We start from the raw sequence: 12779 nt of genomic DNA on the forward strand, positions 1-12779 counted from the left end.
TGGTGTTTCGGTGCCATCTTTCTTCGCATGTCCAATGTTACTGCTCAATCGGAGCACTTTCCATGTTTCGCTATTTCGAAAACCTCGTTGACCCTTTTGCCGACTATCAGGAAACCGACGCACCGCCGACGCGGCTGTGGCCCTTTATGGTGGAATATACCCGCCCGTTCTTTCGCGTATTCTTCTGGACGGCCCTTCTGTCGGTGATTGTGGCCGGGGTCGAGATCGGCTTGATCTATTACATGGGCCGGGTGGTTGATCTGTTGTCCGGCTCTCCGTCCGAGGTCTGGCAGGTGCATGGCACGGAATTGATCCTGATGGCGATTTTTGTGCTGTTGCTGCGTCCGATGCTGCATATCGTGGACGTGCTGCTGCTGAACAATGCGATCTTGCCGAACATAGGCTCGATTTTCCGTTGGCGCGCGCACAAACACGTGCTGCGGCAATCCGTGGGCTGGTTCGAAAATGACTTTGCCGGACGCATTGCCAACCGGATCATGCAGACCCCGCCCGCTGCGGGCGAGGCCGTGTTTCAGGTCTTTGACGCGATTTCCTTTTCGCTGGCCTACCTGATCGGGGCCGCCATTCTGCTGATGGCGGCGGATGTCCGGCTGCTGGTGCCTCTTCTGATCTGGTTTGCGCTTTATGCGCTGCTGGTGCGCTGGACCATCCGGCGCGTCGGGCCTGCATCAAAGGCTGCGTCGGATGCGCGCTCTACCGTCACGGGCCGGGTCGTGGACAGCTATACCAACATCCACTCGGTCAAGATGTTCGCGCATGACGATCAGGAACTGGATTATGCACGCGAAGCCATCGAGGAAACGCGCCGCACATTTCAGGCCGAGATGCGGATATTCACCATCATGGATGCGGTGCTGGTCACGCTAAACGGATTGCTGATCGTCGGTGTGGTTGGCTGGGCGATCATGCTTTGGATGCAGGGCAGCGCCACCGTCGGCGTCGTCGCAGCGGCCACGGCCCTGACCCTGCGGCTAAACGCCATGACCGGCTGGATCATGTGGGCGCTGACCAGTTTCTTCCGCCAACTGGGCGTCGTTGCTGAGGGGATGGAGACCATTGCGCAGCCCATCGACCTGCTGGACACGCCGGCTGCGGCCCCGCTGCAACTCGACAATGGCCGGATCGAGGTTCGCGATCTGTCACATCACTATGGTCGGGAAACCGGCGGTCTGGATCACATCAACCTGACCATTCAGCCGGGCGAAAAGATTGGCCTGATCGGTCGCTCGGGTGCCGGTAAATCGACTCTGGTAAAGCTGCTTTTGCGATTTTACGACGTCGAACGCGGTGCCATCCTAATCGATGGTCAGGACATCTCGCACGTGTCGCAGGACAGTTTGCGTAGCCATATCGGCATGGTTCAGCAGGACAGTGCACTGCTGCATCGTTCGGTGCGCGACAATATCCTGTATGGCCGTCCCGAGGCCACCGAGGAGGAGATGATCAGGGCCGCCAAGCAGGCCGAGGCGCATGAGTTCATCCTGGATCTTCAGGACCCACAGGGGCGGACGGGATATGACGCGCATGTGGGTGAGCGCGGCGTCAAGCTGAGCGGTGGCCAGCGTCAGCGCGTGACGCTTGCGCGTGTGATCCTAAAAGATGCGCCGATCCTGCTGTTGGACGAGGCCACATCGGCCCTTGATTCCGAGGTCGAGGCGTCAATTCAGGAAACGCTTTATGGCATGATGCAGGGCAAGACCGTGATCGCCATTGCTCACCGGCTGAGCACCATCGCCCAGATGGACCGCATTCTGGTCATGGATCAGGGCCGGATCGTGGAAGAAGGCGGACATGGCGAACTTCTGGCGCAGGGCGGGCTTTACGCGCAGTTCTGGGCACGGCAATCTGGTGGCTTCCTGAACCCGGAGGCCGCGGAATGAGGATAGCCGATCTTATCGACCCGTTTCGCACCACCGAAACGCCCCCACCGCAAACGCTGGGGGCGTTCATACGCTGGTGCCTGTCGGGTGCCTGGCCAATGTTGTTCGTGGCGGCATTCTTTTCGGCAGCAGCAGGCGTGATGGAGGCAGGCACGGCCTGGATATTGGGGCGCGTGATCGACCTTGCCTCATCAAGCGGGCCTGAAAATTTCCTGACCGCGCAGAACATGTGGATGATCGGCGGGGCGGTTCTGTTCTTCATGATCCTGCGGCCCGCACTGTTCGGCCTGTCATCAGTGTCGAACAACTATATCGTCATGCCCAATATCTCTCCGCTGGTTCTGGCCCGTCTGAACCGCTGGACGCTGGGCCAGTCGGTGACCTATTTCGATGACGACTTCGCCGGTCGGATTGCGCAAAAGCAGATGCAGACCTCCAATGCGCTGACGTCGGTCGTCTCGGAAACCATCAGCGCCATTGTCTTTGCGCTGGCGTCTCTGGCGGGGTCTTTGGCCTTGTTAGGGTCTATTCACCCGCTGGTGACGCTGCCCTTTGTACTTTGGCTTGTGGTCTATTTTGCGCTGATCCGCTGGTATTTGCCGCGTATCCGCAAGCGGTCCGGTGCCCGGGCAGGCGCGCGGGCGATGGTGACGGGACAGATCGTCGACACGATCACCAATATCAAAACGGTGAAACTGTTCGCCCATTCCGATCACGAGGATCAGGCCGCACGTACAGCCATGGTCGAACTGCGCGAGAAATCGCTGGATTTTGGCCGCCTGTCCGCCAGTTTCCGGTTCATACTGATGGTACTGGCCGGGGTTCTGCCCGTGTTGTTGCTGGGGGCGACGCTGCTGTTGTGGCAGGCAGGAAGTGCGACGCCGGGGGATATCGTGGCCGCAGGTGCCGTGTCGATCCGTATTGCCCAGATGACGGGTTGGGTCAGTTTCACGCTGATGGGTCTTTACGCCAATGTCGGCGAAGTTGAAAACGGCATGAAGACCCTTGCTGTGCGCAACCGGGTTGAGGACGGAAGCACCGCAACAGAGCTGTCGGTTCCCCAAGGACAGATCGATTTTGACGATGTCAGCTTTGCCTATGGGCGTGATATTGGCGGCGTCGCGAACCTGACGCTTAGCGTGAAGCCCGGTGAAAAGCTGGGCATCGTGGGGGCGTCCGGCGCCGGGAAATCCACGTTGGTTTCCCTGCTTTTGCGACTCTATGACAGCGAAGATGGCGCCATTCGCATTGATGATCAGAACGTCTCAACGGTCACGCAGGACAGTTTGCGCCGCGCCATTGGCATGGTCACGCAGGAAACGGCGATGTTCAACCGCTCGGCGCGCGAGAACATCCTGTATGGCCGCCCAGACGCCTCCGAAGAGGACCTGATCGCGGCAGCACAGAAAGCCGAAGCACATGAATTCATCCTCGGTCTTCAGGACGGGCAAGGCCGCACCGGGTATCAAGCGCATCTGGGCGAACGCGGCGTCAAGCTGAGCGGCGGTCAGCGGCAGCGTATCGCTCTAGCGCGCGCTATCCTCAAGGACGCGCCCATTCTGGTTCTGGATGAAGCGACATCCGCCCTCGATTCCGAGGTCGAGGCCGCAATCCAAACCGCACTGCATCGGGTGATGGAGGGAAAGACGGTGCTTGCCATTGCCCACCGCCTGTCAACGCTCAGCGAAATGGACCGTATCATCGTGCTGGATCAGGGGCGCATCGTGGAAAGCGGTACGCATGCCACCCTGCTGGCCAAGGGCGGGCTTTATGCCCGGTTCTGGCATCGCCAGTCAGGTGGCTTCATTCAGACGGAAGCTGCCGAATAAGGGTTTTGTCGCAGGCCAAGCCCGGCTATCAGGCCCGTCATGATGCAGGAATTCACCATACTCCGCCTCGGCCATCAGGGTGACGGTATCGCCGATGGTCCCGTTTACGCACCGCGCACCCTGCCCGGCGAAACCGTGCAAGGAACGCTGGACGGCTCTCACCTGATCGACATCCGCGTGATCGAACCGTCGGACCAGCGAGTCAAGGCGCCTTGCAGACATTATAAATCTTGCGGCGGTTGCCAGTTACAACATGCCTCCGACAGCTTTGTCGCGCAGTGGAAGACCGATGTGGTGCGCACTGCGCTGACCGGGCAGGGCTTGAGTGCCGATCTGCGTCCGATCCACACATCTGCCGCGCGCTCGCGCCGCCGCGCCACGATTGCCGTGCGCCGTACCAAAAAGGGGGCGCTGGCCGGATTTCACGGGCGCGCCTCGGACACCATCACCGAAATCCCGGATTGCCACCTGCTTGATCCGGCTTTGATCGACGCCATTCCCGTGGCCGAAGCGCTGGCACTTCTCGGCGGCAGCCGAAAGGGCGTTCTGGCGGTGACACTCACCCTGTCCACGGCTGGGCTGGATGTTTCGGTTCAGGGGGGAAAGCCCCTCGATGGTCCGCTGGAACTGGCGCTGGCGCAGGCGACCGAACGGTACAATCTGGCGCGGCTGGCTTGGGATGGAGAGGTTGTCGCCATGCGGAACGCACCCGTTCAGACCTTTGGTCCGGCTGCGGTGGTTCCTCCGCCCGGAGCATTCCTGCAGGCGACAAAAGACGGTGAACAGACTCTGTTACAGGCAGTTCTTGAGGCTGTTGAGGGGGCAAAGACAATTGCCGACCTGTTTGCAGGCAGCGGAACCTTCTCGCTGCCGCTGGCTCAAACGGCCGAGATTCACGCGGTCGAGGGCGAGGTCGAGATGATCCGCGCCCTGGATCAGGGCTGGCGCAAGGCGCAGGGGCTCAGACGTGTGACCGCAGAGGCCCGGGACCTGTTCCGCCGCCCCCTGACCCCGGATGAGCTGAAACCCTTTGATGCCGTTGTTCTGGATCCACCCCGCGCCGGGGCCGAGGCGCAGGTGGCCGAGCTTGCCCAAGCGAAACCACCTGTGATCGCCTATGTCTCATGCAACCCCGTCACCTTTGCCCGCGATGCAAAAAGACTGGTTGATGTCGGATACACCCTTGATTGGGTGCAGGTCGTTGACCAATTTCGATGGTCGACACATGTGGAACTGGCAGCGTCATTCAGACTGGGGAAGAAAACAGCATGACCGATCAGCAGAGCATTCCCGGCGGGATCAGGCAGCGGCTGCGGAACCTGACCGAGTCTCCTATTTTCGGGCGCTTCATCACCGGCGTCATCATCTTCAACGCGATCCTTCTGGGCATGGAAACCGCACCTGGCCTGATGGAGGATTTTGGGCCGGTCATCGTGTTTCTCGACGGGTTGTGCCTGACGATATTCATCATTGAAATCGCGATGAAACTGATCTCGCAGGGGGGCAGGTTCTTCAAAAACGGGTGGAACGTTTTTGATTTTACCATCGTCAGCATTGCATTGGTTCCTGGCGGTGCGGGCCTGTCGGTGCTGCGGGCGCTCAGAATCTTGCGGGTATTGCGCGTCATTTCCGTGGCTCCGCGTCTGCGGCGCGTGGTCGAAGGCTTTATTCAGGCCTTGCCTGGCATGGCCAGTGTGTTCCTGCTGATGGCGATCATCTTTTACATCGGCGCCGTGATCGCGACCAAGCTGTTTTCCCAATCGTTTCCCGACTGGTTCGGTGATCTGGGCCTGTCCGCCTATACTTTGTTTCAGATCATGACGCTGGAAAGCTGGTCCATGGGCATCGTGCGTCCGGTGATGGAGGTCTATCCATACGCGTGGCTGTTCTTTGTGCCCTTCATCATGATCACGACCTTTGCGGTGGTAAACCTGCTGGTTGGTCTGATCGTGAACTCGATGCAGGATGCCCATCACGCCGAAGATGAGGTAAAAACCGACGCCTATCGGGATGAGGTGCTTGAGCGGCTGGAATCCATAGAAAACCGGCTTAGAGAGCAGCAGAACATCAAAAAGTGATTTTGAATTTCTGAAATTTTGGCATAATGGCAGGCAAAACAGGCAGCAGGCAGTGAAAAAAATGGACCGTCGAGCATTTGGAATGGGAGCGTTGGCGACTCTGAGCCTTTCGGCTTGCGCGTCGGCAAATTCCCCAAGATTTCTTACCTATAACGGGCCCGAGGTGACATCATTGGTCATCAACAAGGGCGCGCGTAAAATGTACCTCCTTCATAACGAGAAAATCCTGAAGGAGTACGAAGTTGATCTGGGTTTTGCGCCCAACGGTACGAAAAAGGTCCGGGGCGACGGCAAGACGCCCGAGGGAACCTATCTGATCGACCGCCGCAACCCCAACAGCCGCTATCACCTGTCGCTGGGTATCTCTTATCCGAATTCACAGGATATCGCCGAGGCCAAGGCGGCGGGCATTGATCCGGGTGGCGACATCTTTATTCACGGGCAACCCAACCGGAAGAAAGAGCGCAAGCGCGCCAAGAAAACGCCGGATTGGACCGCCGGATGCATCGCGGTCAAAAACGATGAGATCGAAGAGATTTATTCGATGGTCAACGAAGGCACGCTGATCACATTGCGGCCCTGATCCGGTTCAGACCGGTCTCCAGCGTCCGAACCCAAGTTGCAGATAGTCGCGGCGGTAAATTTCCGCCGCCATCTTCTCAAGGTCCTCATCATAGATTTGGTCAAGTTCGAATGGCGTGTCCGGTGTCGCCGCTGCGGGCGTAGGCGGGGCGGGATGCCCCAATTTCCGGGCTAGATCGGGTAGGTCAGACGCCATGTCCTCTTCCCGGATCACGTGATCGGGCAGCGCGAATTCTGCAAAGCCTGACAGCGCCTGCGACTGACTGCACCAAAGGCCATCGACCCGCGCCGCCGTCTGACCGGCAAGGTTCAGGCGCAGGAATTCAAGAAACCCGGCAAAAGCGTCGCGATGCTGTGTCAGGGAATAGTCCTTTCCCGGATTTTCGGCGGGGATCGGCGCCTTGAACTGTTTTCTCAGCAGATTTCGGATTTTGCTGTAGCTGCCCGGTCCCTTGGGCAGAATGCGTTGGCAGAATGCCGAATGCGCCCGCGCCAACGGGTGGCGCAGTACGGTGAATTTGCGATGCTGCGGATGTGTCCGCATCCACTTGCGCACCTGTTTCTGATTGCGGTTCGTCACCAGAGCCTCAGTGTCGGCTCGGTCAAGATCGGCCAGCCATCTGCGCACCTCATCCTCGGGTCCGCCACGCACCGGCAGATACATCAGGGGCGTTTCGATCCCGGCGATGTAGTTGGGAACCGCAGGCCCCCGTCTGGGTTCAAAATTCGGCGTTCGGCTCAGGTTGAGCGGATCAAGATCGGCCAGCGCCGCCTTCATGTCATCCGGATTTGTCACCTTGGACAGAACAGGTGCCGGATTTTGCCGAGTCAGACTCTGATTCACGCGTTCTAGCCGGGACTCTACGCCCAACCATTTTGCAAGGCCGTTTATGACGTCGATCTGATCGAGGTCTTCGTAAGACAAATAAAACGGTGTCTGGCCCGACCGCTGCAACCGGTTCAGCAGGACGATCTGAAATTCCTGCAGCTTGCCGACATAGTCGGTGAATTCCGTGGAATCGAACCGAGCCCGCGCTTCCCGGCGCCGTTTGATGTTGGTCAGTTTCCACTGTCCGGTTTCGCGCGCGATCTTCCACGACACGTAGCTGTCCAGAGGGTTGCGCGTCAGTATGATCTTGGCGCATCGGGCGTCTTCAAGCGCCGGCTCCAGTACCCTGGGGTCGTGGTCGTGAAAGTAGCGAAACCCGTTCAGCACGCCCGGACCATTCCTGATCGCGTCGATGAGGCGGGCCGGATCGTCGTCGCGTTGTGGCTGGCTCACTCCCAGAACATCGGTTCGATTGGGGTATCCGATGAAGTGGGGATTGAACGCTTCTCCATGGCAGGTGACGCCATCAAGCGCGTTCAGATTGGATTCCAGAAAGTTGGATCCGGTGCGCATCTCCGCGAAAACAATGAAATAGTCGAACTTCGCACCCATGGCTGATTATTGCACCAGATAGGGTTTCCGCACAGGCCGCGGAGCCGGTTCAAAATCATCGTCGGCCGGAAAGTCGCCAACCAAATAGGGATGCATGCCCTGGTTCTTCAGGTTCTGAAGAAACTTTCCAAAACCGGTCAGATCAACAAGGGTTGGCGCTTCGGACACGGGCCTCAGGGGGATTGGGCTGATTTCCTCGATTATCGTTTGCAGCGGTTCCATCGGTGCTTCGATGAATTCGGCCAGCGACCAGATTCTGACCCGCGCCTTGGTGTCGGCCCCTCGCAGAACCTCCAGTTGTTTCGTTTCGGTCTGCTGCATTTGTGCGGCCTGCTGGCGGATATCCGCGAAATTCATGTTCGACCGGAACAACGGGACAGCCCATGCGCCTGTGATGACTGAGATTTGCAGGTTCTTGTCACGGGCAAAAAGCGCGTTGAGCTTTTGGTTGTCGGCGGGGCCGTATTGGAAACACTGACGCTCCCCTCTGGTGTTCCAGATCAGGTTCTGAAGAAACGCCGTGGGATTATAGTCTCGCAAGGTGGCAGCGTCGCAAAGCGACCCGTTCATCATGGTTTCACCGTCAGAGAATTCCGCCCTGTCGGGTCCGAACAGATGCCCGTGAACCCGCGTACCGGTTGCGTTGGCCAGCCATGGCTGGAAATCCTCAAACAGTTCGGAAAACCCCTGAAACACAGAATAAGGGTGGGCTGAAACGCCCTTTTCGCAGCTTTTTCGCGGAAATCTGCTTTGCATGTACAACCCGTCACGTCCGCGGGTTCGGCGCTCGACCGCCTTGGCAAACACCCGGTCGATCTTGCCGGGATTGGGCTCGGCCGGTTTCATTGCCGTTGCCCGGTCGGTCAGAAAAGCCTGATACAGACGGTCGGCCTGCGGCCAGATCTTGCGGGCCACAAAGCAATCAGACCGGCGCAGCAGTTGCAGGTGATCATCGTAAAAAATGTGCGGACGACCCTGATAGTCAAACTTTGACAGGGTCAGGGACCGGCTTTCGATACAGGTCGAATACACCCGCGCCAGAGTCTGGAAATAACTTTCATCGGGAATCCACACATGCCTGAAATAGGCATCATAGGTCTTTCGCTGGGGATCCTGCAGGATGGCCGACAGCGTTTGCCGGGACAGACACCACCACTGGCTGCCCATATGCGGAACCAGCCCATCGGGTATCTTTCGCCTGACATTCATGCGGCGCTGCAGCCTGACATAGGCGTCGAACAGTTTGCGGTGCTTGCGCCATGAAAACGGAAACCGCAACGTAAAGCGTTCGCGATCCAGCCCCCCGACCGTCCAGGTCACATCCGATGTGGTGGCGCTTTCGATGAAATCCGCGCGCGGGCGGTCGGCAAGGTAATCAGTCAGTTCCTGTACCGGCCGCAAGGGCAGGCAGGCGCCTGAAGTCAGGAAAACGTGGTGAACGTCCGGGAACGTCTCCAGCATCAGTTCCGATGCCGATTGCGAGGCCGCGACAATCCCCCAGGTGCCCCACTCGCACAGATGGCGTTGGGAAAAGCGGATCAGGCTGTCATCGGAACAAGCCTCTGCAAAGGCGGAAAAGGTGCTTTTGGGCACCTTGCGGTCCACATGGATCACAACCGGGCAGCCCGCCGCGGTCCAGTGGCGCGCGACCTGCTCGGCCCGATCCAGCGCGGTGTGCACCAGCATGACGACGCCCAGACGGCTCATGCCCAGTTGCCTTTCGACATGAGGCCGAGAATCTCAAGCTGCCGCCAGTTGATGTACTTCTCGGACCAGTTGCACCAGAAATCCGGGCAATCCTTCAGGTGTCCGGCATAGGCCTTGTATTCTTCGGAGGATCGGTAATGTTGCCCGCGGCTCAGCTCTTCAACCGCTTTCACACCCAGAGATCCGATCAGTTTGGCGTGCAACAGGGCACCGCTGGTCTTTTCACCGCCGGATTCTTCGTACACCTGGTTCAGCCCCCTTGGTAGTAGCGAGTGGGTCGAGCTGACATATGTGTAACGCCGGTCCCACCGAACAAGGGGAATTTTGTTCAGGGCGGGTGCTTTTTTGGGGTTGTCCCGAAAGAACATCCGGCACCGGGGACCACCCTGAATCCAGAGGTTCCCATAGGCCGGATTCTTGGTGATCGTGTAGTTTCCCGTGTCGAACCACGGTGCAATGTCCAGCGGGTTCTGCCCTTCGTGATAATGCGCCGCGTCTATGGGGCCTTTGGGATAGATGTCGATCAGCATCGTGCCAAAGCTGCGGATGCCGGTTCCGTCCAGCCAGTCGGTCAGGGCGCGGATGGGGCGCGTATCGCAAAACGGATAGACAAAGAACTCGTCCGGATCGACCGTAAGCACCCAGTGCTTGTGGGCGTATTTGCGTAAAAGGTAATTCATCCAGTCCACGCCGTAGGTGGCGCGTTTGTAGCTGTGGCCCGTTTCCCAGACGGATGTGTCGGGCTGACTGGTCAGGTAGGCGCGGGTGTCGTCGTCGCTGCCATTGTCGACGAACAGAAAATGGTTCACGCCCAGTTTGCGGTAATATTCCAGAAAATAGGGAAGCCGGGTCTTTTCGTTCCGAACCACGCTCAGCAGCAGCACGTCCTGGGGTTGGATATCAGCCGTATTGTCGCTGACCGGCTCAAGCTCGCGCCCCTTGCGCAGACAGCGCAACACACGGCGCCTGCGCCGCAATCTCATCCGGTAAGAGTCCAACAGGCTCACGCGACTGCCCAACCTTTTTGATACGCGAGCATGCCCGGGGCTGGTTGAGGCCAGAGTGGTGCCGGGCATTTGACGCTTTATGACACTTTTGTATCTTGCAAGGCAATGAATTTAAATAATCTTAGCGATGGTGTAGCTGATTGGGTCCGTCATTCGGCGCCTTATTCAAATCCTCCGGCCCGCATCAGTTTCAACTGATCCAGCTGCCGCCATCCCGTGTAGCGCACTGAATTTTCTGTCCAAAGATCGGGCTGGCCGATTATCCCGTCATAGTATGATCCGAACTGATCCGGGCTATGGAAATGCTGGCGGCGCATCTTTTCGATCCGGGATTTTTCGACAATCTCGGGCAGGAACTTGGTGTGCAGCAAAACGCCCGAGGGCGCCGAACCCCCCGGGCCGTCATAGCCGCAATTCAGGTGAGCGGGCAAAACCGAATGGCAGGAGTTGACATAGGCATACCGGCGCGACCAGCGCATCAGCGGAATTTTGTTGAGCGTGGGTGAGCGTTCGGGGCGGTCGCTGAAAAACATGCGTTCACGAACACCGCCCTGCACCCACAGATTGCCCAGCGGGTTCTGCCTCTGCGCCCGGTATGGCCCGCTGTCGAACCATGGAAGAATCTCTGTGGGATCGGTTTCCGGCGCACAGGTCTGAATGCCCAGCAGCCCCTTTGGATAAAGGTCCAGCAAATGCGCGCCGAACACTTTTTGCCCTGCGGCGTCCAGCCAGTTTGTCAGTTCGTGCAGGGACCGGGTGTCGTGATGGGCATAGATCAGCAACTCGTCGGCATCCACCATCAGCGTCCAGTGCCCGTGGCCGTAACGCATCTGCAGCCATGTCAGCCAGTCCAGCCCGAACCGGGCTGCGCGATAGCTGCTGCCGGTCTGCCACAGGGACACGTCCGGCTGTTCCCGCAGCACCTCAGCCGACCCGTCGTCGCTGTGGTTGTCCACCACCAGAAAATGGTTCACGCCCAACCGGCGATAATGGTTGAAAAACCAAGGCAAACGGCCGGCTTCGTTCCGTAGCGTGGTAAAGGCCAGAATGTCGCCGGGCGCGATCTGGTTGGTGCGGTCCGACAGGCAGGCCAATTGATGCCTGCTGCGAAAGGATCGCCACAAAAGCCGCCGCCGCTTCCATCGCAACCGGTAGGACTGTACCCAGCCGGGGGATCGGGCTTCGGCTGCGCTCATCTCCGCTTCATTTCTCGTAATGCCCGTTCTGATGCCAGCGCCAGGCATCCGCGACCATAGTCTCTAACGTTGATCTTTTGGGCTGCCATCCCAGTTCACTTTCGGCGCGGGTCGAACCGGATACCAGCTTGGTGCAATCCCCGGCCCGGCGGGGGCCGATCGTGTAGGGGACCGTCCGATTTGTGACTGCTTTGGAGTGTTCGATCACTTCCATCACCGAAAACCCCGACCCCGTGCCCAGATTGAAGACGCGGCTTTCCTTCCCCTGTTCCAGCCACTTAAGGCCAAGAACATGGGCATCCACCAGATCACAGACATGCACATAATCACGGATGCAGGTGCCGTCCGGCGTGTCATAATCCGTCCCGAATACGGTCAGGGCATCCCGTTTGCCATCGATGGCGTCCAGCATCAGCGGAACCAGATGCGTTTCGGGGCGGTGAAACTCGCCCACTTCACTGTCTGGGTCGGCGCCCGCGACGTTGAAATATCTGAAAATGACGTGATTCAGATCGTGTGCCGACTGGAAATCTCTCAGAATATCCTCGATCGCCCGTTTTGATGCGCCATAGGAGTTGAGCGGATGCTGCGGCGTGTTCTCATCCAGAACAACGTTATCGTGCTCGCCGTAGGTGGCGCAGGTCGAGGAAAATACAAAGTTCAGGCAGTTTGCGGCCACCGCCGCTTCGATCAGGTTCAACGAGCCGGTGACATTGTTTGACCAGTACCTGCCCGGCTGCGACATCGCCTCGCCCACCTGGCTGAGGGCGGCGAAATGCATGACCGCCGCCGGCTCGTATTTGGCAAAAACCTCGTCCAGACGCTGCCGGTCCAGCAAATCACCCTGTTCGAACGGCCCGAACTTGACTGCGTCCTGCCAACCGGTGACCAGATTGTCGTAGGTCACCGGGGTGTAGCCCGCCCTGCTCAGTGCCTTGCAGGCATGGGATCCGATGTATCCCGCTCCACCGGTTACCAAGATATTCGTCATGATGAATCCCGATCTGAAATCCGTAATTTTCTGAGGTATCTACGTGT

Annotated in this window: 10 protein-coding genes; 5 read left to right on the forward strand and 5 right to left on the reverse strand. The window is 58.7% G+C overall.

Annotated features, from left to right (window positions below; translation table 11 throughout):
* Nucleotides 1–62 precede the first annotated feature (62 nt).
* From ACR0NA_RS17275 to ACR0NA_RS17295, 5 genes are all read left to right on the forward strand, one after another.
* Nucleotides 63–1901: an ABC transporter ATP-binding protein gene (locus tag ACR0NA_RS17275; protein ID WP_480731010.1), complete on the forward strand. Its 1839-nt coding sequence runs from the start codon at nucleotides 63–65 to the stop codon at nucleotides 1899–1901.
* Nucleotides 1898–3730 carry an ABC transporter ATP-binding protein gene (locus ACR0NA_RS17280; protein ID WP_480731012.1) on the forward strand — a complete coding sequence of 611 codons (1833 nt, stop codon included), beginning with the start codon at nucleotides 1898–1900 and terminating at the stop codon, nucleotides 3728–3730. Before ACR0NA_RS17275 ends, ACR0NA_RS17280 begins: the two co-directional genes overlap by 4 nt.
* Nucleotides 3731–3769: 39 nt before the next feature.
* Nucleotides 3770–5002 (forward strand): class I SAM-dependent RNA methyltransferase, encoded by a 1233-nt coding sequence (locus tag ACR0NA_RS17285; RefSeq protein WP_480731014.1) that lies wholly within the window; start codon nucleotides 3770–3772, stop codon nucleotides 5000–5002.
* Nucleotides 4999–5808 (forward strand): ion transporter, encoded by an 810-nt coding sequence (locus tag ACR0NA_RS17290; protein WP_480731016.1) that lies wholly within the window; start codon nucleotides 4999–5001, stop codon nucleotides 5806–5808. Before ACR0NA_RS17285 ends, ACR0NA_RS17290 begins: the two co-directional genes overlap by 4 nt.
* 61 nt (nucleotides 5809–5869) lie before the next feature.
* Nucleotides 5870–6391, forward strand: coding sequence for a L,D-transpeptidase family protein (locus ACR0NA_RS17295; protein ID WP_480731018.1), 522 nt, complete (start codon nucleotides 5870–5872; stop codon nucleotides 6389–6391).
* A gap of 6 nt (nucleotides 6392–6397) precedes the next feature.
* Here the strand turns inward: ACR0NA_RS17295 and ACR0NA_RS17300 are convergent, their stop codons facing one another.
* From ACR0NA_RS17300 to galE, 5 genes are all read right to left on the reverse strand, one after another.
* Nucleotides 6398–7831: a sulfotransferase family 2 domain-containing protein gene (locus tag ACR0NA_RS17300; protein ID WP_480731020.1), complete on the reverse strand. Its 1434-nt coding sequence runs from the start codon at nucleotides 7829–7831 to the stop codon at nucleotides 6398–6400.
* Between the two features lie 6 nt (nucleotides 7832–7837).
* Nucleotides 7838–9538 (reverse strand): DUF5927 domain-containing protein, encoded by a 1701-nt coding sequence (locus ACR0NA_RS17305; RefSeq protein ID WP_480731022.1) that lies wholly within the window; start codon nucleotides 9536–9538, stop codon nucleotides 7838–7840.
* Nucleotides 9535–10521, reverse strand: coding sequence for a glycosyltransferase family 2 protein (locus tag ACR0NA_RS17310; RefSeq protein ID WP_480731210.1), 987 nt, complete (start codon nucleotides 10519–10521; stop codon nucleotides 9535–9537). Before ACR0NA_RS17310 ends, ACR0NA_RS17305 begins: the two co-directional genes overlap by 4 nt.
* Before the next feature lie 185 nt (nucleotides 10522–10706).
* The gene (locus ACR0NA_RS17315; RefSeq protein ID WP_480731024.1) at nucleotides 10707–11741 is read right to left on the reverse strand and encodes a glycosyltransferase family 2 protein; all 1035 of its coding nucleotides are present in this window, start codon (nucleotides 11739–11741) and stop codon (nucleotides 10707–10709) included.
* Nucleotides 11742–11748: 7 nt separating this feature from the next.
* Nucleotides 11749–12732 (reverse strand): UDP-glucose 4-epimerase GalE, encoded by a 984-nt coding sequence (gene galE, locus ACR0NA_RS17320; protein WP_480731026.1) that lies wholly within the window; start codon nucleotides 12730–12732, stop codon nucleotides 11749–11751.
* Nucleotides 12733–12779: the final 47 nt, after the last annotated feature.

It is taken from the genome of Ruegeria sp. C11, assembly GCF_056537725.1.